The organism is Nonomuraea montanisoli, from assembly GCF_013363975.1.
Classification (GTDB): Bacteria; Actinomycetota; Actinomycetes; order Streptosporangiales; family Streptosporangiaceae; genus Nonomuraea; species Nonomuraea montanisoli.
The window spans coordinates 232,646-253,505 of record NZ_JABWGN010000009.1 but is presented as its reverse complement, the minus strand read 5'-3'; the positions used below and the strand labels follow the sequence as shown (position 1 = coordinate 253,505).

Genomic DNA, 20,860 nt, shown 5'->3' with positions numbered 1-20,860 from the left:
CAACTTGACCCCCGGGTCAAGTTGGATGCGTCTCAGGATGCGACCATGGAGTCCACGCCACAGCCAGGAGGAACGACCGGATGCGGGCCGACGCGCAACGCAACGCGGAAAAACTACGGGCGGCCGCCGCCGAGCTCTTCCAGGAGCGCGGCCTCAAGGTGCCGCTGAAAGAGATCGCTCGCCGGGCCGGGGTGAGCCACGGCACCCTGTACAACCTCTACGGCACCCGCGAGGCACTCATCGACGAGGTGGTGACCGACCTGGCCGCAGGCCGCCTCGACGAGGTCGCCGAGCACGCCCTGTCCTTTGGCGACGCCTGGGACGGATTCGCCTACTACGTCGAGAAGGTCTGCGAGCTGCAGGCCACCGACCCCGCCGTCGCCGACGTGGTCAGCGGCCGGTATCCGCGTGCTGAGCTGCTGATGGCCGTCTGCGACCGGGCGCAGACCGCCTCCACCCGGATCATCGAGCGCGCCCAGCGGGCCGGCTCCCTGCGCCCGGACTTCACCAGCGAGGACCTTCTGCTCGTCTTCGGCAGCAGCGCTCTGCTCGCTCGCGCAGCTGCCGGCGCCGCGCCCGGCGCGTGGCGCCGGGGCGTCGCCTTCCTGCTCGACGGGCTGCGTACGGAGGCCGTCCGAGGACCGCTTCCCGTCGCGCCTTTGACCACGCAGCAGATGTACGACGTGCTGGGCGGGCTCACGGCGAATCCGTGAACCCCTTGGCCCCCTCGGCGTGAGGTACGCCGGGTGCGTGGGCGGCTCTCGCATCGCCCCCGGCTGTGCGATGGTCTCAGACTTCGGTGGCGGCGGAGGCGATCTTGCCAAGGAGGGCGGCCAGTTCGGCGGGCGCGGCCCGGAAGGAGGGTGTGGGCTGCGGGCCGGCGCTCGGCAGGTCGACCGCTCGGGAACGCCAGCCGTCGGCGGCGAGTGCATCCTGTGGTCTGACGAAGTGAACGGTCGAATCGGTTGAGCGTGTTCACACTGCTGAGGACGGTGAGTCCGGCTGGGAAAAGAGACGACGGCGAGCCGCCTCGGGCGCTTGTGGGACCGTCCGGCGAGGGGGCCGTACCAGGGTCAGGACGACCAGCCCACCGAAGGCCGCCGCGATGGCCGACAGCTGGGGGAAGACACGGTCGAGCCCTGTGACGAAGGCCTTGTGCATCAGGTGCTGTACCGCGTCGCGGTGTGCGGGGGGGGTACCGCGTTCATCAGTTGCCGAGCCTGTCCCGCGGCAAAGGCCGCGGCGCTCTTGGCGGCGTCGGGCACCGTGGCGGGTCCGGCGAGTGCGGCGACCGTCCGGCTGGTGAAGGCCGCGCCAAGGATGGCGATGGCCAAGGTCATGCCCAACTGGCGGAAGGGCAGCGAGGGCCAGGGCGTATCCGTCGATCACCCATTGCAACGAGGTGAAGGACGCGTCGAAGTCGTCAGCCATGTTGGGCAGTGCGACGTTCACGATGGTCACGTCCATCAGCAGGATGAAGGCGCCAAGGCAAACCGCCGTCAGAGGCCACCACTTGCGCATGCCGGGTTCTCCGTTCGGATCGAGCGTGCTGTCCGGGACCGATACGGACCGCATGGTCGCTGAGGGGTCCCGCCAACCGAACATCGGGCACCGAAGGGCGATTGAGTAAGTCAGAGGTCGAGACTTGCGCAGATTCGACATACTCAGGTGTGTGATGACCTTCTCGACATTCGTCGTCGCGAAGATCCCGAACTGTCGGCCGAAGACACCGAGCTCGCGCATGCCCTTCAGATCAACGGAAGGGCCTCCCTTCGGGAGATCGCCGAGGTCCTCGGGGTGTCCGACCAGACCGTCGCGCGCCGCTTGTCCCGGCTTCGATCCGCTGGGAAGCTTCGGGTCCTTGGCCTCACCCATCCCGTACGGCTCGGTGACTCCCGGTGGGTCGTACGTGTGCGATGCACGCCTGACGCGGCCGCTTCCATCGGTGTGGCGAGGGCGCGGCACACGGACACCAGCTGGGTCACTCTCGGTTCCGGGGGCACGGAGATCGCCTGCTCCGTGCGGACCCGCGGTCCCGGGCTGGAGGAGTCACCGCTCCTGCGGAAGCTGCCGCGCACGCCGCAGGTCGTGGATGTGTCGGCCCACTGCCTGTTGCACGTCTTCTTCGGCCAGGACCTCGGCCCGATCAACAAGCGGGGACCGCTCTCGGCGGCGCAGGTCGCAGCGCTCGGCCCTGTGGTCGTGCCCGAACAGGCCACGGATACCACGCCTCCGGTGACGTTGGGCGACAGCGACCGGCACCTGCTCGACCTGCTGGCCCGGGACGGCAGAGCGGCACCGGGAGAACTGGCCGCCGCGACCGGCCTGTCCGCCTCAACCGTGCGCCGCCGCATCACCGAACTCAGAAAGACCGGCGTCTTGTACTTCGACGTCGAGTACCACCGGGACGTCGTGCAGCAGGGCTTCCGGGCCGCCCTGTGGCTGGAGGTGGACCCGTCCCATCTCGCCGAAGCGGGCGCGGCACTCGCAACACACCAGAGGTGGCCTTCGCCGCCGCGGTGACCGGCACCACGAACCTGTACGCCAGCATCGACGTCAGGACCGCACAGGTCTTCTACCGTTACCTCACCGAGTCGGTGGTCGCCTTGCCCGGCCTGCGTCACACGGCGACCGCACCCATCCACCACCGGCCCGGTGCCCGCGTTGCCGAAGCCGGCGACGGCGCCAAGCGCGACCGTGACGTCACCGACAGCGACCCCCTTTCCGGCTTACTTGGCCTGCCCCCCGTGGCCAGGTCAAGGACACCCTGTAGGCACGACGCCCAGTAACTTCCCGGCCGCCACAGCCGCTGCAAGCAGCCGCGACGGCACTGGCCCCCATCTCCGACGGCGCGGCACCGAGCAAGCAGTCATCACCGGCGCGGGAGGGTTCGCCAACCAGGTGAAGCGAACTCGACGGCACCTTGCATCCGTTCCAGACCTACGGCGTCTACATCTGGCACTGAGTCCCTGCGCTTCCCGCGAAGGGACCGGTGTGGCGTCACAGTGCGCGCGGACCTGGGGCCGTCAATCGAAGATCTCGGTGACCCAGACCTTGATCCGCCGCGGATAGCTGTCGACGACGAGGTACCAGTAGTCGTCGTAGGGCGTCTCCAGGACGACGGGGCTGACGTCGTAGTCGGAGACGTCGCTCGCAATAATCCGTTTGTGTATCACCACAGCCCACTGTCAGCATGAGGGCCCATGCGTCACCCTTTTGACACGCTGGACTGGCCGATTTCCACCGAGCGGCTGCTGTTGCGCCGGGCTGCCCCCGACGACCTGGACGCGACCTGGGCCTTCCGGCAGCTGCCGGAGACTTACGAATGGGTCCCGGCCGCCACAAGGACCTACGACGACTACCGTGAGCGTTTCCTCCGCGAGGAGCGGCTCGTAGACCTTCTCATCGTCGAACTGGACGGCCGGGTGATCGGCGACCTGACACTGAAGGTCCAGGACGGTTGGGCCCAGGAAGAGGTCGCTGACCAGGCGAAAAGCGTCCAAGGAGAGCTCGGGTGGACGCTCGATCCCTCCTACGGCGGCAAGGGCTACGCCACCGAAGCGGTACGCGCCCTCATCGACATCTCCTTCACAAGTCTTGGCCTGCGCCGCCTGCACGCGGACTGCTTCTACGACAACGCATCCTCGTGGCGGCTGATGGAGCGGGTCGGGATGCGCCGCGAACAGCACACGGTGAGAGACTCACTCCACCGCACCAAGGGATGGCTCGACGGTCTCTCATACGCGCTCCTGGCCGAGGAATGGCCCGCTCACGAGTGACTACGGCAGAAACGCTTGGAAGCCCTCGCCGGGACGAAGATCACCCTGTCACTCATACACGCGGCCGCTCTCCTGCCGGCGCTGCGGCTGGAACCCAAAGACGCCACCGCGCCGGGCTCAGTGCGTGGGGTGAAGCGCGGTGAAGGACATCCGGCCCGCCCGTCGTCGTTGGCGTCCGGGGGGAGCCAACGCCATGCGCGGGCACTGACGATCTGCGGGCGCCGGCGGGCCGTCTCAGAAGCGCTCGATTCCGCGGCCGGCCGCGGCTTGTCAATCGCTGAGGTAGCGGCGCAGGGAGGTCTTGGGCTGCCGGTCTTGGCGGCGATGACGCCGAGAAAGTCGCCTTGGGCTCTGGGAAGCCGGGCGTACTCGATCTTGTCTTCGAGGTGGGCGACAGGGCGGCCGATCTGGCGGCGGAGGTTTCGGCGACAGTGCAGGCACGAAGGGCAAGCGGGCCAGGAAGGTCCCGATCATCGCCGAGGTTCGCGAGTTGGTGCTGCGGCGTCTTGAGGCCGCCGGCAACGATCCGAGTGCCCGGCTGTTCACCGGTCCCAGAGGAGGCCGCATCACCACGCGACGCGCTGGGACGAGGTCGTGGCGAAGCTCGGCTACGAACACCTCCGCCGGCACGACCGGCGCCGGAGTCCCGGTTCACGTGCTGCGGAAGATCGCCGGCCACGGGTCTCTGACCACCACGCAGCGGTATGTCCACCCGGTCAGCTACTCCCTCGTGGCAGCGAGCAACGCCTTGAGTGCCCACCTCAACCAGGGCTGGTCCCGAACTCCGGGCGGTGTAAATGATCAGCATGATCGCGGAGGGAAGCAGAAAGACCGGCCTACCTGGGCTTTCACCCAAGTCGACCGGCCTTGTATCACCATCGGGACGACAGTATTTGAACCTGCGACCCCTTGACCCCCAGAACATGGGAGTAATGGTTCTCGCAGGTCAAGCGCCTGGCGCCGGGCGCGCGTCGGGTTCGCTGACCTGCGCATCGTTCCCGTGCGTGAACGACGTGTGGTCCCGATCTGGTCCCAGTGCTCGTGGGCGACTCGCACCAGGTGGGGGCTGCTGGGCCGCTCGAGGTCTCCTGGGAAAAGCCGCGCGCTCCTTCGGCCGGATGCATGCAGTAGGGGTAGAAGGTACCGTCGTCACCTGAGCAGCGCGAAGGTCAAAGTGGGCACGGTCAATCACCTTGATCGGCAACAGCGCAGGGCCAGGGGAAGGCTGATCCCCTGGACTCCGCTGCCGAGGCAGTCCTGGCCGACGAGGCTCACGCTGCCCTGAAAAACGGAAGCGGGATGGCCGAGTCGATCCGTGTGCTGCATGTGGTCCGCACCGGGGCAGTGCATCGGTGCTGGCAGGCTGCGCGGCAGCCCTTGCCTCACCTGGCGCGGCGCCTAGCCACAGCGGTGCAGGCCCTAGCCTCCCCGCCCTGCCCCGCCACAATCAGGCGCCGAAGCTTCGCGGTGGATCCGGCACCGGCGGCAATGAACTGGATCTACTCCTGCGGCACCAAGATGGATCCTGCTGCTCTCCGCGTCGAAGACGCCCGGAGGAAAGGTGTCCAGTGCCAGCGACCACAGTTCGCGTGCCTCCTCAACCAGCCCGCGAGCAGCCATGACATGCGCTAGGCCCTCCTGGGCTCGTGCCATGAATCTTGTCAGACTGTGCTGTGCGGCAAGTTGCCGCGCTTGATTGAACACGGACTCTCCTGCACTCAACTCACCTCTACTCACCAGGGAGTCACCCAGCGCATTCATGGCGTCACATTCCAAGTCGTACAAGCCTAATTCCCGACTGATATCGAGCGCCCTTCTGCCATGTTGCAGGGAGGTGTCCGGATCGCCGATGGACCGATGGGCATTGCAAAGCCCAATCAATGCGAAAGCCTCGCCGATTCGGCTTCTTATCGAGCGGCTCAGCTCCAGGGCCTCGTCGTATCTTTTGATTGCATCGTGAGGATTGCCCTGCAGGTACATGACGGATGCAAGATTGTTCAGGGTCAGCGCCCGAGCCTGAGGAGGACGGCACTCCCCATCCAGATCGAGAACCCACCGGAATTGATCGAGCGCCTCGTCGAACCTTCCCCGGATGCGATAAATGACGCCCCGGTTGTTGGCGATATCGGCTTGGGCCGACACATCCCCGGCGAGCCCTGCAAGGTCAGCGGCGGCAGAGAAGGCTGCAAGCGCCTCGTCAAACTGGTTGTCATTGGCGTGCATGATCCCCAGGTTGATCCGCTGATACGTCGCGCTCCCCCTGTCCCCCAGCTCCAGGCTGATGCCGATTGCCTGCCGGATCAATTCGCGCGCGCGTTCGTTATCGCCCCGACTTCTATGAACTGCCGCCAAGCCCGTCAGGCAGGCAGACCTTCCATATGCGTCACCAGCCCGGTCGGCGGCATCGAGCGCACGCATCACCAATTGGTCGACTTCACCGTCATAATTGCGCCGACTGAGGTACGGCAGCAACGAGACCACCAACTGCCACTCCGCCGTACGTCTGTTCATGTCGTTCGCAACGGCAGCAGCAGCGATGAAGTTGTGATAATTCTCATCAAGCAGGCGAATTGCGTCCACCTCTCGATCGACCAGGTTCAGGTGAAGCGGCTCCTCCCGGATATCAAGATCGAAAGAAAAGGCCCATTTAGCCAATGGCCTGCACCACTGGTCGGCGGCGGCGAGGAAGTAATCGAGCAGGCGATCAAGCGCCCGCTCGCGACTTTCTTCATCAACCGACTCGACAAGCAACTCCTGCGCACAGTCCCGGACAAGATCATGAAAGAAGTAGCGGCCAGGGGCAGCCTGCTGAAGAAGATGATCTTCAAAGAGCGTTTCCAGCATGAACTCGGTCTCGTCCAGAGTGAGGCGAGTAATCGCTGCGGCAGAGTAGACATCAAAATCTGTTCCGGGGTGAATGCTCAGTAATGCGAAAGCTCTGCGCTGGGTGTCGCCGAGATACTTGTGCGACAGGGCAAGTGCCCTCATCACACTTCGATCGCCCGTGGCCAGGAAGCGAATCCGACCTTTCTGGTCCCGCAGCTTCTGAACCAGATCGTCCATGGTCCAACTGCTGCGGTCCCGAAACCGAGCGGCGGCGATCCGGATGGCCAACGGCAATCTTCCGCATAGTTCCACCACCTGCTCGACGGCCGCATTCTCTCCGTGGACCCGCTCCTTTCCGACAATATGCTCGAAAAGTGCAACCGCGTCCCCGTGCGGAAGGACGTCCAGCTGTAGAACGCGCGTCCCTTCGAGGGCCGCCAGGCGACGACGACTGGTGATGATCACGAGGGCCCCCGCCGTCCCGGGCAGTAGCGGCCGTATCTGAGTCACATCAACCGCGTTATCAAGAACCAGAAGTATGCGTCGGCCTGAAAGCACTGACCGCCACATCGAACTTCGCCCTTCGAGATCGGGCGGCAGCAGCTCACTTGTCACACCGGCGTCCCGCAGGAGGAGTTCCAGGGCCCGCATCGGAGAAAGCGGGTCAGCGAGCGCGCTGAACCCGTGTAAATCAATAAAGTATTGGCCGTCGGGATATTCTTCGGAAAGCTGGTGACCGAGGCGGACCGCTAGTGTTGTCTTTCCTATCCCACCCATGCCTTCGAGCGCGGTGATCACCAAGGCTGTGGGGGCCGCCCGCTGGATGTCGGAGAGGAGACGTGTGGTCTCGGGACCGCGTCCCGTGAAGTCCACAAGGTCATGCGGGAGGTAGTTGGAATGCCTACCGCTTTTGTCCATCGGTTGCCCCGGCGCCTCAAGGTCCGATGTACCGTTGAGGATCTGGGTGTAAGCCAGTCGTAGTTGTGGCCCCGGATCCAGGCCCAGTTCCTCGGCCAGTATGTTTCGCGCGTCCTCGAAGACGGCCAATGCCTCTGCCTGTCGTCCGCTCTGCGCCAAAGCGATCATCAGTGTGCTACGAAGCGATTCCCGCAGTGGACTCTCTGCTACCAGTTCGATCAGCTCGCCTACCAGAGAGGCCGCCTCACCGAGACGCAGCCGCAGGTGCATGAGATGTTCGACACTAGCGAGCCGCTGCTCATCCAGCCGCGCGGCCACGTTTGCCAAGTGTTGGCTCGTCAGGCCCGTCAGTGCAGGCCCTCGCCACTGGCTCAGTCCCCATCGCAGGAGGCGGACTGCCTCAGGAAGCCGCCCCGCGGCCTCCGCCTGATCGGCCTCCCGGAGTGCTGACTGAAACCGGTGAACGTCTATCCAGGATTCGGGGACCTGGAGGCGGTACCCCACATCACTTGTCACGATGTCGACCTCCGGCCTGAGATCAGCCAAGGAACGACGGAGCGCGGCGATTACATTGTGGATCTGCTGTCTCGCCGATCGGGGCGGGCTGTCCCATAGGACATCCACGAAGCGCTCGAATGGGACCACGGCATTGGCGGAGAGCAACAGGGCGGCCATCACCCTGCTCTGACGGGGGCCTCCAAGGTCCAAAGATCGGCCGTTGGATTCAACCCCCAGCGGACCGAGGAGAAGAAAGTCTGGAGTTGTGGCCTCGTGTCTAGCCGCGTTCATGGTCTGACATTATCGTGATGGCCTGGCCTGAGGCCAAGCCGGCAACAGCCGAACGAGAGGCCCTGCCTTCCCGTAGGTCATCATCGGTAAGCTCGGCCATCAGCCCAGCGCGACTCCAGATCAGTGAGGTCGGCCTCGACCGTAAGCATCGTGCGTCTCGTGAGATAACCGACGTCGTGATTGACCTGGATCATGAAGTTGTTGTCGGCCGCCGTGTTCGTAACGACGAGCCCTATCTCTGGCCGCTCGGCTGTCAACCACCTCATCATGGCGGACTTGACGCAACGCCCAAGTCCACGGCCCCGGTGGCCGGGAACGACAACCGTGTCTTGCTGGAATGCGGTGGTGCGCAAGTGAGGAAAAGCTTCGAGCACGGTGAGCGCCACCACGGCTTTGCTCTCCTGATGCACTATCACGGATACTCGATGCTCCACACCACGATTCCGCGCGTCATCCTCTGCATGCCGAACGCGCTCCACCGTCCACACCGGATGCTGATAACCCGACTCACCGGCGGGGGCGTCACGGATGCTGTTCCTCGCGCCGGCATACGACTCGACCAGGTCGTCCGGGGCTGTCCCCTTCCACTGCACCAGAAGATAGCCACGGGGAGGAGCAATCTCCCACCGCGTGTAGTCGGACTCGGCGACTTGGAGAGTCTGCAGGACGATCTTCTGCACGGTGGCGAAGCCGAGCCTGTTCGCCCAGCCCTCTCCATCACCCCCGGCGGTTATCCCTCTCCCCACCACAATGTCACGCCCGGCTTCTCGCAAACCCTCTGTTCCGACCTGCAGAAGTTTTGTACCAATCCCGTGGCGGCGCATGGCGGGTTGTACTCGAATGTCCACCACAGCAGCCCGAGTGTTCTCCAGCCGAGGCAACTGAACGACCACGCTACCCACCAGACGGCCTTCGTCATGTGCTGTCCAGATGCGCTGACCCGCTACACCTGGCGGTATGGCACGCAAACGGCCGACGAAGGTCTCGAAGTCAATAAGAGGTGCGTCAGGACGGTCGACCGCGAAGGCGGCCAGAGCCAGTTCGTGATGCTCGGTGAAGTCCTCCCTGGAAGCCGAGTCGATGTCGAACGGCAAGATGCTGATGGCCACTCTCATCCCTCCCAAGCGCGCCTATGATCACCGAAGCGATCATTATCATGCCAAAACTGAATAGACCCATCAATGTGATGATGCCTGCGTGCAGAACGATTACCATCACAAGACCGAACATTCGAGTTCGCCGCGACCCGAACATGCTGATGGCTATCAACAGTTCAAGGGCGATCACACCCCATGTGATGACCGCAACGGCCCAGCCGGAGGCCAGAGCCGCACCGAAGATGGTGCGACAGCAGGTCGGGAGCCCAAAAGAGGGATCATTGGCAATTGCTCGGAACGCAGTACCCTCTCTCCAACCAGGAGAACCGAACTTGGCCAACGCGGCCCATCCATAGATGACGGCCAACTGCAAGCGTATGAAACTATGTGCAGCATACGAGGCTCCTCGCCATGCGGGCGAGGCTCCCGCGTCCACCCCCTTCCACTGCCAGGTCCTCCCGTCGGCCAGACAGATCGGAACCAAAAGCATGGTGACCAACTGTGCTACCCGTTCTCCTCCATTCGGCACGGTAAGGCCCGTGTTCAGACTGAAGGACACGTAGTAATGTGGGATGCAACTCCACCGTGGGCGGAATCCTGACGCCACAGCGATCAGAATCGCAATAGCCGCGATCCTGACCACCAGGGACTCAGACGACCCGGAATGCGCTAGGCACCACAGGGAGACGGCCCGGATTCCGCCACAACCGATCTCCCCAGGAACACCAGGTACATCAATGAAAAGAACGTCGTCGGGAGAAAACAGCAGGACCGTCAGTTGGGAGAAGGCCAACAGAGATCGACCTAGCGCGACTCCCTTTCCGCTCATCCATGTCTCAGCTGAAGCCCACACTCGGGAGCCTGTAGCGGTTACGGACGGCATGAAAAGCTTCCGAGAACGCCTTTTGCTATTCTGCCGGTAGGGGCCCTGGTGGCGAGGACTACCGAGCCGCACATCGTGGGGGAAGGAAATCGGTTTGCTGTGGTGTATGCAGCCTGGGCCAGCACTGCTTGAATGCAGTCGTACTGGCGTCGGGCTCCACAGGACACCCATCGCGTCGGCGGGATCTGTCGCATCAGATACGCCACTTCCACCTGCTGCGCATCGCTGGAGCGCCCCAGGCCCCACAGATTGGCCGAGGACATGTGAAGTGTGATCGCCGACTGTAACGTCATGCGTTCCGGAGAGACGGAGTATGCGACGTTCTGCTGCTCATCCGGATTCTCGGTGAAGAAATTCCAGCGCTGCGGCCAGACGGTCGCGTACGCGTGTTTGTGTGTGGCGAGCCATTCCGGCGCCCCAGGAAGCTGGGGCGCCATGGTGGCGACCATGCCGATCGCCAGGACCGTCACCGTATATAGGAAGCCCCTAGATGTCGCTGACGTTTGTGATCCCACGGCGACTACCAGGCCGACATCCCGTCCGCGCTGAGGGGGACGATGATCTCCGAAGCACTGCTGGAGGATGAGCCTATGAATGCGACCGCCAAGAGTACCAGGACTGCTGTTATGGCCGCCGCGAGCACCGATCTCATTATCTTGCTACCCACCTTCCGCCGCTGGCACGTTACCGACGATCATAGAAGAGAGTGTACCTACTAGATCCCTACCAAACCGCTACCCGAATGACATCGAGGCTCGTGGACTTGAGAGTGCTGGTGCGGCCAAAGGGGCTGTGATCTGCGATAACGTGACCGATCAGCCCTTAGAGCGGACTGGTATCGATCGGAAGTCACGACCTGCCCCAGAGCGCGATCGAGTGGATAGGCGCCCTCCCTATCCGGCAGTATCAGCCTGATAGTCCTGTTCGGTTTATCGGATCGGCAGGTACTACACCCATAGATCGCGTGGTAGAGGTCGTCCCGGCGGCGCTAGCTGACTGATCTGCGCACGGATTTGGCGGACTGCCGGAATCTGTACCCGGCCAGGACATGCTCGGTGAGGCTGACGGCGAGAAAGGCCAGGGCGAGTATGGCCGTGGTGACTTGGCGGTGCAGGCACGCTTACCGGTTGCTCATCCCCTGCTGTATCAGAGCAAGGTAGCGTTCCCTCTCCTTCAAGAGCTTCTGGGCCCATGCGGCTTCGAATCCACTCGAATCTCGAACTCCATCGCACTCCCCAAGCCGGGGTGTTGCGACGACCGCTAGAAGGAGTGCTGTCTGCGCACCGGGCGTGCACCGCGGGTGCCGCGAGCCCACGCTCGGCAGGAGGCCGGCGGCCACGTGACCCCTGAGACGCTGATCAGCGCAAGTGCCGCCGCGGCCGAAGACCGCGCGATCCACGGCCACTGGGAGGGTGATCTCGTCATCGGCACCAGCCGCTCGGCGATCGGCACACTGGTGGGGCACACGACACGATTCAACCTGCTGTTTCACCTGCTTCGTATGCAGGGCTACGGCAACAAGGAACACGTGAAGATCGACCCAGCGCTAGCTGGCCACGACGCTGCAGCCATGCGTGACGCGATCACCAAGGCGATCACTGGGTTGCCCGAGGAGCTGTGCCGCATGCTGACCTGAGGTCGTGGAACGACATGGAAGGGCTCGACACGTGCTCGGAAGACGTGGCGCCATCGCCTCGGTTGCCTCGGCGGCCCGCGCTACGGCAAGGTGCTGGCGAGTGTGTCGAATTGAAGGCCATGGTGCCTTCCGAGCAACTCGTAGATCTTCTCTGGGAGAGCTCCTGCCTGCGCGGACGAAGCTGTAGAGCTCCAGACCGTGGACATCGGCTACCGCACGACGGTTCCCTGCGGGTGGATCGGCCTGCACCGTTATCGAGTCGCTGTCCGAGAAGCCGAGCAGGCGGAACCGCCGGCGCGTCTAGCGAGTGCCACATCTGCGCCCAGATACTGGGGACGCTCTGGAAGACGATCACGTCGAGCGGCAGGTGACCGCCCTCCACGCCGCCGGCAGCCGTCTCAGCCAACCACCTGGCCCACGACATCGCCGACTTGGTTCGTCTGCATGCTGCAGCCGTTATTCACTTTCACCGCCTACGCGGGCGAGGCGCACGAGCTTTACCCGGCTGCCCTGCGCATGGCCAGCAAACAGCGGGATCCGAGCGATGGGGCGACCTGTCTCACGGGCCTGACGTCGGTCTACCGAGCTCGGCGCCAGAACGCGCAGGGACCGCACGCTCTCGCCATCATGCGACGCCTTGGCGACAGGCCCGTGGAGGCGCATCAGCTCACGGTCTTGGGCGTCGTGTACGCGAATGGCGATCGGTTCAGCGACCCACTCCCCAGCTTCTCCGCCGCGCTCAGCTTCTCGGACGAGATCGGCGGCGTGAGCGCGCAGGCCGACCTGGCGAACGACCTAGAAGTCACGCCGGGAACGCGCGGTGACCTGGACGCCTCACTGGTTCATGGCCGTGACGTGCTGACTGTCCATGCGATAGAGCGAGACCACATCGGTGATCCCGTCGACATAGGGGGTCCTGTCCCAATCGGACCAGCGTTCCATGAGCTGGAACCCTGCCTCGCGGCACTGGTCGTCGAGCTCGTCCAGCGAGAGATAGTGGGCTTGATGGGGGAAGAGAGCTATACCGTCTCTCGTGAACAAGAGGTCATTGATATCCAACCTCGAGTCGTCGCGGTCGACGAGAATAGCCGAGATCACCACCTCGTCAGGGGTGAGCCGACGGATCTGCAAGCTCTGCCGGAAGGTGCTGTCGGCCTCCTGTTCTTTCGACAGGACCCACGTCTCGATGACAAGCATGCCTTCGGGTTCGATGCACGTCGCAAAGTTCGCCAGCGCCCGCCTTTGCTCTTCATGCCCGCCCAGCATGTAGAAGGTGTTGAAGACGCACGATATGAGGCCGAACCTGCCGGCCGGGGCAGCCTTAGAGATATCCATCAGCTCGGTGGTGAGCTCGCATTGCCGCTCGGCGGCTTTGCGATGGAGAATCGACAGCATCCGCGGACTGATGTCGATCGCGTGCACCGGCTTCCCGGCGGCGGCCAGGGGCAGGGCGATCCTGCCCGTGCCTGCGCCTACCTCAAGGATCCTGCCTCGGTGATGCAGCTCTGACAACACTGCGACCTGACGCTTTGTGAGCTCCGGTCCCAGGGAGAAACGCTGGTCATAGTCCTCGGCGACACGCTCGCCGTAGGTGATCGCATGGAAACCTTCCATCATGCCTCCTGATCTGTCCCGGGCTGGGTCACTGCGCACGCCGGGAAATCGCACTGACCAGTTCCTCGTGCATCAGGCGCAGTGCCTGCTCTACTCGGTCACGGCCGAAGCCGGGCCATGATGCTCTCAGGATGAGAGAAATCCGCCGCCCGCCCCAGACATATCCGTAAAGACCCGGCTCGGCCGCGATGCGGACGGGTGCCCACGACAGCTCGGTCATCCCAAGATCATCCGAAGCGGGGGACGCTGAGGCGTTCTCAGCGTAATTGAAGAAGATCGTCGGCTCCCCGTGGGCGTCCAGGCCGTGTTTCGCCTCTCTCAGGGCTCTGACGGTGTCGGGGTTGTAGCAGCCATTCCTGTAGGCGAGCAGGCTGTCCCGGTGCAGCCTTTCCCCCTGGACTTCCAGATGGTCGTCCTGATCTCCCGAAGAGATGATCGGGACGAACTGGGCCTGGTTGGCGATTGCCCCCCGGAAGAGTGGGTCGAATCGGTTCGCCGACATGATGTGGACCGCCGGATGGATCATTGCTCCAAGGCGGCACAACGCCCTGGTGAACACCGCCAGCAGCAGGCCCGTGGCGCTCGTGGCATGTCCGACTGCGCACTTCTTCATTGTCGCCGGGGAGATTCCGGTTCGAAGCGTCGCCATGACGGATTCCGTCGGCGCGCCTTCCGGGGCGGACTGCGTCCAGCGGGACATCCGCTGAAAGACGCCGTCGAAATATGCCGTCGCGGAACGGTCCCGCGCGGCCCAGCCGGGCGACGTCTGATATTCCGCGACGGCGCGAGGCGACGGGCGGCGGACTCCTGGAGCGCCCTGCAGAATGCCGTGCAGATCCTGCCTCAGCAGCTCGATCGCGGCGAGATCGACCGCGATGTGATGGAAGCACAGTGCCAGTCGCGCGGAGCCGTCTCTCTCTAGGACCACTGCCGCGCGCCAGGAGAATTCCCTGGTCAAATCCATCTCACGCACGCACTGTTCGTCAGCCGTAGCGGCGGCGAGCGCCGCACCGTCCCCCTTCGCGGCCCTCAGAACCTGCAGTTCGACTGTTTGCGCGGCATGGACCACCTGCCGTGGCCGCTTCTCGCCAATGCCGTGATAGGTGGTTCGGAGGACCTCGTTGCGTGCAGCCAGGTCCACCAGAGCGTCCCGCGCCCCCTCGGCGGTGATCCCAGGGGGCAGCGTCCACACCTGGTCGAGGTTGTAGGTGATGCCGATGTTGTGTCGCTGGTCTGGCGGGTGACGCTCCATACCTCGAAGGATGTAGAGCTGGCCGTGACTTAGCGGCGCCATTTCCATTGAACAGGCCTCCACGGCTCGCTGCCGGAATCTGCGGGGCAATGGATGGCGCTGGCCGGTGATGAGCCATCGCCATCCATTGCGGCGGTTCGTCAGGACTAACCGGGCTTGCTGGTGGCCATGGCGCACCTCCTTTCATTCTCGGGGTCGGCGTCTGTTCGATCCCGGGCCGGCTGCCGAACAGACGGACTATGGGTTTCCCGATGTCACGGGATTCGCCCGTAATGCGAAATGTCCGCGCTACGTCAACGCCTTCTCTGCAAAAGCGACAGGCGCCATCACCCGCCCCTGGAAAGCGGCCGACGATGGCCACATTAATCCGCCGGGGAAGCAGTTGCCTGTCCCATGTTTACGGGACAGGCAAAAGCGCCCGCCGCAGGGAGAATCAGAGGTGAGATTCACTCGCGTACTCAGGGGCGCATGCTCACCCCTGATATCAGGCCGAAGAGGCGGTATTCAGATGTGGCTCAAGCCGAACCAGTCGGCCGGCCATCGGTTCAAGCACGAGAATCTGACGAAGGTGGCGGCATGAGCCATCTCGGTGATGCGGTTCGCCCTATGTGTGTCCCGTCGGGGTCGCAGCTCCCGTTCCTCCTGGTGCTGGATGACGACGGCGACATGCTTACCCCCGCTTGGCGGCGCGTTCTGGCGCATGCCGAAGTGGCCTTCCGCGTGCGCCGGATCGAGCGGTGGTCCCACTCGCTGGGCTTGGCAGCGGAGGAGTTCGGCCAACTCGACGTCGTGCCGAGCATCATCATGGGGTTCGGCGAGCGCGCGGCTGCGGCGCTCGACGCGGCCGCTTCGACGCCCGCCGCCGTCAGGGTTTTCCTCGTGAGCAGGGAGCCGCCGGAGGATCTCGTGCTGGGCGACGGCCTTGAGAAGGTCGATGTCGGCATGACGGTGTTCGTCACCGACGTCACCGCCGAGGGCCAGCGGGTGCTCCCGTGGCGGCGTTTCACCGGCCAAGGCTTTGACTTGTGCATCATCTCCCTGCGACCAGGAGGAGAGGACACGTTCACGAACGCCGCCGGCCGATATGTCCATCCAGTTGGTGCGACGTCTTGGTAACCGCACCTGCGGCAGGCGGATCTCATGGGGTCCAGGGAGGCCCGGTCGGCGGAACGATCCTGAGAAAGGCAAGGCAGAGCGGTCGATGGTAATGCCCGTCCAGGTGCAGAAGAGCCTCTCGCGATGGTGGACCCTTTCCATGGAGCGGGCCGGCCTAACGGCGCTGCTCCGGCATGCAGGGCCAGCCGCCGTCGGCGCACTCGTCCTCAGTCACGTGGTCACCGCCGCAAGCCCGTCCCTGACTGCGGTAACTGCCGGTTGGCTGGTCAGCCTGGCGACGACGGGCGAAGGCGGGCAGTCCTCGTTGGTCCTCCCGGTCGCCCTCTTCATCGGGTTCCTCGTACTGGTGCAGGTCGCCGAGTCGGCTCAACGGATCGCGGCCGATCACGTCGCCCGTCAGCTCGACGGCTGGATGCGCCGAGGCGTCAGATCGATGCTGCTCTCCCCGGCCGGCATCGCCCATCTGGAGTCCTCCGCGGTTCAGGACGACGCTGCACGGGCAGGCGACCTGGGCGAGTCGTGGGGGCGTCAGCGGTCCGCCGGGACTGCGGTCACCGGCCAGGTGGTCCTCTCATTCAGGATGATCTCAGCCGGCGCGGCCGCTGTCGTGCTCGCCGGTTTCGCCTGGTGGCACGCGCTGGTCCTGCTGATCACCGCCCTGATCACCAGGGCGGTGATCCGCCGTCAGTGGCTGCGCCTCGCCGATGTGACGGACGGCATCGTCCCGGACGAGCGCCGCGCGGAGTACTGGTACGACCTCGCCACCTCTGCTGAGGCGGCCAAAGAGGTACGGCTGTTCGGGCTCGCTGGTTGGCTGACGGACCGCGGCCGGACCTGGGCGGAGGCGGCCCTCCGGCCGCTGTGGTGGGAACGCCGCCGAGTGCTCGCTGGACAGTTACCGATCATCGTGCTGACCTTCTCGACCACAATCCTCGTGCTGCTCCTGCCCGGCGTCGCTGCGGCCAGGGGCGATATCACGGCCGGCGAGCTCGCCACGTATCTCGTGGCATCGTGGGGCGTCTTCGGCATCAGCTACATGGGGCACGAGGCCTTCGACATCGAGTACGGGCTCGGCGCCGTCCGGGCCTCGCATCGGCTACGCGACCGGCTGACGGAGCGCCGGTCCCTCCCTGTCGGCATCGCGGCCCGGACAGCGCCGCACATAGAGTTCGACAACGTATCGTTCGCCTATACGGGATCAGCCGGTCTGGTGTTGGACGGCCTGAGCCTCGACATCAGACCAGGCGAGATCCTCGGAATCGTGGGCCGCAACGGCGCGGGGAAGTCGACTCTGATCAAGCTCCTGGCGGGCCTCTACTCCCCCACCCGCGGGCACATCAGGGTGGACGGCGAAGACCTGGCGAGCCTGGATGTCGAGACCTGGCGGTCCCGGCAGGCAGCTCTGTTCCAGGACTTCGTGCGCTACCCCCTGAGCGTGGCATGGAACGTCGCCTTGTCGGCCCCCGGCCACCTGGACGATCTGACCGGCATCAGGGCGGCCGCGGAAGCAGCCGGCATCGGTGACGTGCTGGCGGGATCGCCTGCCGGACTCGACACGTCCTTGTGGCGGGGCACGTCGAACGGAGTGGACCTGTCGGGGGGTCAGTGGCAGAAGCTGGGGATCGCCCGCATGCTGTTCGCGCGGGCTCACGGTCGGATGCTGCTGATTCTGGACGAGCCGACGGCGCATCTCGACGTGCGGGCGGAAGCGGCGTTCTTCGACACCATTGCGAGCCGGGCCGAAGGAGCCTCAGTGATCCTGATCTCTCACCGCCTCTCAGCGGTCAGGAACGCCGACCGGATCGTGGTCCTCAGCCAAGGAAGGATCGTCGAGGCGGGCGATCACGCGGCTCTCCTGGCGGCCGGTGGTGAGTATGCCCGTCTCTTCAGGTTGCAGGCCGCGCGATTCACAGGCTCGGAGGCCGGCGCATGAAGGCGCAGGACCTGCTGTCGGCATGGCGTCGGCGCCAGAAAGTCCTCGGCCACCTCGTACGCCTCACCGTCCGTACCAATCCCCGCGTCGCGGCGATCATCCTGGCCACTCTGGGGGTGCAGTCCGTCGCCCCCGCGCTCCTCGCCACGACTCAGCGCTGGCTGGTGCAGGCCACAGGACTGGGGGTGAGCGCCGGGCTGCTCGTCGCGCTGCTCGTCGGCGCCCTGGCCCAGACGGCGAACACCGCGGGAAACCGCGTCCAGACCAACCTCCGCTTCGAGGTGGAGGAGAAGGTGGACCTGGTGCTTGGCCGCGAGATCGCGGATATCACCACCACACCGTCGACCGTCGACCATCTGGAGAGCCCCGAATTCCTCAACCGACTGGCTGTGCTGAGGAAGAGTTCGGGGAGGCTGGCGTCCTCGTGCTGGACCATGGTGGAGACCGCCGGTTCCGTCGCCGGCCTCGCCCTGAGCGTCGCCTTGCTGGTAGGGATCCATCCTTTCCTCGCGACGATGGCGTTGCTGGGAATCGTGCCGCTGATGGTCGCCAAGCGCGGCCAACGGGCGATGGACCGCATCAGGGATCTCAACGCGGAAGGAAAACGCCAGGAGGAGCGGCTGCACATGCTGTGCGTCCGGCCTGAGCCCGCCAAGGAGGTCCGGATATGCCGGAACGGCTGGGAGCTGAGCGCGCTGGCCGACCGGCTGTGGAGGATCGGCACCCGCCGCGAAACCGTCGCCCAGTTGAAGGCGAGTGCTTGGGAGGCGGTTGGCTGGTCGTCCTATCTCCTCGGGTTCGGGGCGTCGATCGCTGCCGTGGCCATGCTCTGTCGGGCGGGGCAAGCGTCGACCGGAGATCTGGTGCTCGTGATCTCACTGGGGAGCAGCCTGCGGATCCAGATCGGCATGACCGTCTCCGGAATGACCCGGCTGGGCGCAGTCGGGCACATCATGGGTCACTATCTTTGGCTGCGCGCCTTCGCCGACAGCGGCGAGAAGGCATCCACAGCGCCGCCGTCGCGACTCGCCAAGGGTCTGCGGCTGCGCGACGTGGAGTTCATCTATCCGGGTCGCGGCACGCCGGCGCTGAGCGGTGTCAATCTCGACCTGGAGGCGGGCTCGGTCATCGGCCTAGTGGGTGAGAACGGCGCTGGAAAGAGCACGCTGATCAAACTGCTGACGGGCGTCTACCGTCCCACCCGCGGCACGATCACGGTCGACGGCCGCCCTTTGACCGGGATCCGGCCCGGTGCGTGGTTCGCGAAGCAGTCAGGAGCTTTCCAGGACTTCCTGCAGCCGCAGACCACCGTCATGGAGTCCATCGGCATCGGCGATCTGGAGCATCTTCACGATCGGGCGTTCGTCGGCTCCTCAGCGGAACGAGCCGGCGCCGACAGCGTCATTACACAACTGCCTCAGGGGATCGACACACAGCTCGGCTCATTGTTCGGCGGCGTCGAACCGTCGATCGGGCAGTGGCAGAAACTGGCGCTCGCGCGTGCCGCCATGCGCGAGCAGCCCCTCCTCCTCGTCCTCGACGAGCCGACGGCCGCACTCGACCCTCAAGCCGAGCACGAGCTTTTCGAGCGGTTCGCCGCTCTCGCGAGCCGCGCCGGTCGGCAGTGCGGCGCCGTCACCGTGCTGGTCTCGCACCGCTTCTCGACCGTGACTATGGCCGACCACATCGTCGTCCTGGATCGGGGGACCGTCGTGGAACAGGGGACGCACGCGGAGCTGATCCGCGCGGAGGGCCTCTATCACGAGCTTTTCACGGCTCAGGCGAAGGGATACCTATGACCGACCTGCTGACATCCGTCCCGCGAAAGGCAAACGGCGCCGCGGGCACATGGCTGAGCGCCTTGAAGGAGGTGGTGCCGGTCCTCGCGCGGCATGCCGCCGAGGTCGACGAGACCGCCGAGTTCCCGGCAGCGAATCTGGAGGTCCTTCGACGAAGCGGGCTGATGGGCCTGCTGGTTCCCCTTCAGCATGGTGGCATGGGGGGTGACTTGGGTGACCTCATCGATGTGGCCCAGATCCTGGCGTCGGGCTGCATGTCAACAGCGATGATCTGGGCGATGCACTGCCAGCAGGTCGACGCGCTCGTCCGCCATGCCTCTCCCGAGCTGTCCGCCGAGGTGCTCCCGGAGATTGCGGCCGGAAGGATGTACCTGGCGTCCGTCACCACCGAGCCGGGGAAGGGCGGCCATCTGCTCACTGCGAGATCCGCAGTTGAGCAGGATGAAGAGCTTCTGCGATTCTCCAGGGAAGCGCCCATCGTGACCGGCGGACAGGCCGCCGATGCCTTCCTCATCACCATGCGCTCGGCCGCGGACGCCAACGCCCACAGCGTCAGCCTCCTTTTCGCACGACGCCGGCAGCTGACTCTGGAATCACGTGGTTCGTGGAATCCGCTCGGCATGAGAGGAACCCACAGCGTGCCGATGACCCTCACAGGGGTAGTAGCCGGCTCCCAGGTGGTCGGCCGGCCCGGCCTCTTTCGCGAGGTCGCCGTCGACAGTCTGATCCCGGCAGGACACCTCGGATGGGCGGCGTGCTGGCTGGGCGCCGCACGGACGGCTCTGAGCGAGTTCGTCTCCTTGCTGCGAACCCCCGGCCGCCCTCGCGGCGTGGATCTCGAGTCGGATCTCGTGGCAGAACGGCTGGCGCGGGTTCGTATCGATCTGGAACTGGTGGCCGGTTACTTGGCCTGCGTACGCGACGAAGTCCGGACGGCGCGTGCCGAGAACCACAGTCTGGACGTTCCGAGCACACAGATTCACCTCAACGCGCTCAAGGTCGCCGCATCGGAGCTGACCTTCCGATCGGTGGACCGACTCGTCCAACTCGCCGGCCTCTCTGTCGGTTACCTGAAGAGCGGCCCCATGCCGTTGGAACGGCATTTCCGGGACCTCAGGTCCGGGGCGCTCAACTACTCCAACGACCGGCTCCTTCCGGCAACCGGCAGGTTGGCTCTCATGGACCGCAGCGTCCAGCTCGTCTGAAGAAGGGTTGCGC

Annotated in this window: 16 protein-coding genes and 1 pseudogene; 9 read left to right on the top strand and 8 right to left on the bottom strand. The window is 64.9% G+C overall.

Going from position 1 to position 20,860, the window contains the following annotated elements; genetic code table 11:
* The first annotated feature begins 80 nt into the window (after positions 1-80).
* Positions 81-713: a TetR/AcrR family transcriptional regulator gene (locus HTZ77_RS24460; RefSeq protein WP_175592005.1), complete on the top strand. Its 633-nt coding sequence runs from the start codon at positions 81-83 to the stop codon at positions 711-713.
* 262 nt (positions 714-975) lie between these two features.
* Here HTZ77_RS24460 and HTZ77_RS46570 read toward each other — a convergent pair whose 3' ends face one another.
* Positions 976-1,875 carry a hypothetical protein gene (locus tag HTZ77_RS46570; protein ID WP_235995059.1) on the bottom strand — a complete coding sequence of 300 codons (900 nt, stop codon included), beginning with the start codon at positions 1,873-1,875 and terminating at the stop codon, positions 976-978.
* Here HTZ77_RS46570 and HTZ77_RS48360 point away from each other — a divergent pair.
* Positions 1,780-2,523 carry a winged helix-turn-helix transcriptional regulator gene (locus HTZ77_RS48360; RefSeq protein WP_407940549.1) on the top strand — a complete coding sequence of 248 codons (744 nt, stop codon included), beginning with the start codon at positions 1,780-1,782 and terminating at the stop codon, positions 2,521-2,523. The genes HTZ77_RS46570 and HTZ77_RS48360 overlap by 96 nt on opposite strands.
* The gene (locus HTZ77_RS45400) at positions 2,502-2,789 is read left to right on the top strand and encodes a hypothetical protein (RefSeq protein ID WP_205303321.1); all 288 of its coding nucleotides are present in this window, start codon (positions 2,502-2,504) and stop codon (positions 2,787-2,789) included. The genes HTZ77_RS48360 and HTZ77_RS45400 overlap by 22 nt, the downstream gene beginning before the upstream one ends.
* Before the next feature lie 237 nt (positions 2,790-3,026).
* Here the strand turns inward: HTZ77_RS45400 and HTZ77_RS24445 are convergent, their stop codons facing one another.
* Positions 3,027-3,176: a hypothetical protein gene (locus HTZ77_RS24445; RefSeq protein WP_175592004.1), complete on the bottom strand. Its 150-nt coding sequence runs from the start codon at positions 3,174-3,176 to the stop codon at positions 3,027-3,029.
* Between the two features lie 27 nt (positions 3,177-3,203).
* Here HTZ77_RS24445 and HTZ77_RS24440 point away from each other — a divergent pair, with 27 nt between their 5' ends.
* On the top strand, positions 3,204-3,779 hold the full coding sequence (locus tag HTZ77_RS24440) for a GNAT family N-acetyltransferase (RefSeq protein WP_175592003.1): 576 nt from the start codon (positions 3,204-3,206) through the stop codon (positions 3,777-3,779).
* A 1,419-nt stretch (positions 3,780-5,198) separates the two neighbouring features.
* Here HTZ77_RS24440 and HTZ77_RS24435 read toward each other — a convergent pair.
* From HTZ77_RS24435 to HTZ77_RS24420, 4 genes are all read right to left on the bottom strand, one after another.
* Positions 5,199-8,198 carry an AfsR/SARP family transcriptional regulator gene (locus HTZ77_RS24435; protein ID WP_205303319.1) on the bottom strand — a complete coding sequence of 1,000 codons (3,000 nt, stop codon included), beginning with the start codon at positions 8,196-8,198 and terminating at the stop codon, positions 5,199-5,201.
* 194 nt (positions 8,199-8,392) lie between these two features.
* Positions 8,393-9,421, bottom strand: a complete 1,029-nt coding sequence (locus HTZ77_RS24430; RefSeq protein WP_175592001.1) for a GNAT family N-acetyltransferase — start codon at positions 9,419-9,421, stop codon at positions 8,393-8,395.
* Complete coding sequence (locus HTZ77_RS48770) at positions 9,318-10,238, bottom strand: sporulation-delaying protein SdpB family protein (RefSeq protein ID WP_407940542.1); 921 nt, start codon at positions 10,236-10,238, stop codon at positions 9,318-9,320. Before HTZ77_RS48770 ends, HTZ77_RS24430 begins: the two co-directional genes overlap by 104 nt.
* A 41-nt stretch (positions 10,239-10,279) precedes the next feature.
* Positions 10,280-10,762: an SdpA family antimicrobial peptide system protein gene (locus tag HTZ77_RS24420; RefSeq protein WP_175591999.1), complete on the bottom strand. Its 483-nt coding sequence runs from the start codon at positions 10,760-10,762 to the stop codon at positions 10,280-10,282.
* An 803-nt stretch (positions 10,763-11,565) separates the two neighbouring features.
* Between HTZ77_RS24420 and HTZ77_RS48765 the strand changes: the two are divergent.
* Positions 11,566-11,925 (top strand): annotated as a pseudogene (locus HTZ77_RS48765) (IS30 family transposase); the annotation flags it as partial.
* 837 nt (positions 11,926-12,762) lie between these two features.
* On the opposite strand, the gene HTZ77_RS24410 reads toward HTZ77_RS48765, so the two are convergent.
* Together HTZ77_RS24410 and HTZ77_RS24405 are read right to left on the bottom strand one after the other, a co-directional pair.
* Positions 12,763-13,545 carry a class I SAM-dependent methyltransferase gene (locus tag HTZ77_RS24410; protein WP_175591997.1) on the bottom strand — a complete coding sequence of 261 codons (783 nt, stop codon included), beginning with the start codon at positions 13,543-13,545 and terminating at the stop codon, positions 12,763-12,765.
* Between the two features lie 25 nt (positions 13,546-13,570).
* Positions 13,571-14,836 carry a condensation domain-containing protein gene (locus tag HTZ77_RS24405; protein ID WP_268960113.1) on the bottom strand — a complete coding sequence of 422 codons (1,266 nt, stop codon included), beginning with the start codon at positions 14,834-14,836 and terminating at the stop codon, positions 13,571-13,573.
* Between the two features lie 534 nt (positions 14,837-15,370).
* Here HTZ77_RS24405 and HTZ77_RS24400 point away from each other — a divergent pair.
* The 4 genes from HTZ77_RS24400 to HTZ77_RS24385 all read left to right on the top strand — a co-directional run bounded on the left by HTZ77_RS24400 (position 15,371) and on the right by HTZ77_RS24385 (position 20,847).
* The gene (locus tag HTZ77_RS24400; protein WP_205303317.1) at positions 15,371-15,910 is read left to right on the top strand and encodes a hypothetical protein; all 540 of its coding nucleotides are present in this window, start codon (positions 15,371-15,373) and stop codon (positions 15,908-15,910) included.
* Between the two features lie 214 nt (positions 15,911-16,124).
* Positions 16,125-17,843 carry an ABC transporter ATP-binding protein gene (locus HTZ77_RS48355; RefSeq protein ID WP_175591994.1) on the top strand — a complete coding sequence of 573 codons (1,719 nt, stop codon included), beginning with the start codon at positions 16,125-16,127 and terminating at the stop codon, positions 17,841-17,843.
* Positions 17,840-19,642, top strand: a complete 1,803-nt coding sequence (locus HTZ77_RS24390) for an ATP-binding cassette domain-containing protein (RefSeq protein WP_175591993.1) — start codon at positions 17,840-17,842, stop codon at positions 19,640-19,642. The genes HTZ77_RS48355 and HTZ77_RS24390 overlap by 4 nt, the downstream gene beginning before the upstream one ends.
* A complete protein-coding gene (locus tag HTZ77_RS24385; RefSeq protein WP_175591992.1) occupies positions 19,639-20,847 on the top strand; it encodes an acyl-CoA dehydrogenase family protein in 1,209 nt (402 codons plus the stop codon). The genes HTZ77_RS24390 and HTZ77_RS24385 overlap by 4 nt, the downstream gene beginning before the upstream one ends.
* Positions 20,848-20,860: the final 13 nt, after the last annotated feature.

Bases quoted from the DNA above. Each gene is read 5' to 3' on its own strand.
- HTZ77_RS24460 (WP_175592005.1), top strand. From the start codon at position 81: ATGCGGGCCGACGCGCAACGCAACGCGGAAAAACTACGGGCGGCCGCC.
- HTZ77_RS46570 (WP_235995059.1), bottom strand. From the start codon at position 1,875: ATGGGTGAGGCCAAGGACCCGAAGCTTCCCAGCGGATCGAAGCCGGGA.
- HTZ77_RS24440 (WP_175592003.1), top strand. From the start codon at position 3,204: ATGCGTCACCCTTTTGACACGCTGGACTGGCCGATTTCCACCGAGCGG.
- HTZ77_RS24435 (WP_205303319.1), bottom strand. From the start codon at position 8,198: ATGGCCGCCCTGTTGCTCTCCGCCAATGCCGTGGTCCCATTCGAGCGC.
- HTZ77_RS48770 (WP_407940542.1), bottom strand. From the start codon at position 10,238: ATGAGCGGAAAGGGAGTCGCGCTAGGTCGATCTCTGTTGGCCTTCTCC.
- HTZ77_RS24410 (WP_175591997.1), bottom strand. From the start codon at position 13,545: ATGATGGAAGGTTTCCATGCGATCACCTACGGCGAGCGTGTCGCCGAG.
- HTZ77_RS24405 (WP_268960113.1), bottom strand. From the start codon at position 14,836: ATGGCGCCGCTAAGTCACGGCCAGCTCTACATCCTTCGAGGTATGGAG.
- HTZ77_RS24400 (WP_205303317.1), top strand. From the start codon at position 15,371: ATGAGCCATCTCGGTGATGCGGTTCGCCCTATGTGTGTCCCGTCGGGG.
- HTZ77_RS24390 (WP_175591993.1), top strand. From the start codon at position 17,840: ATGAAGGCGCAGGACCTGCTGTCGGCATGGCGTCGGCGCCAGAAAGTC.
- HTZ77_RS24385 (WP_175591992.1), top strand. From the start codon at position 19,639: ATGACCGACCTGCTGACATCCGTCCCGCGAAAGGCAAACGGCGCCGCG.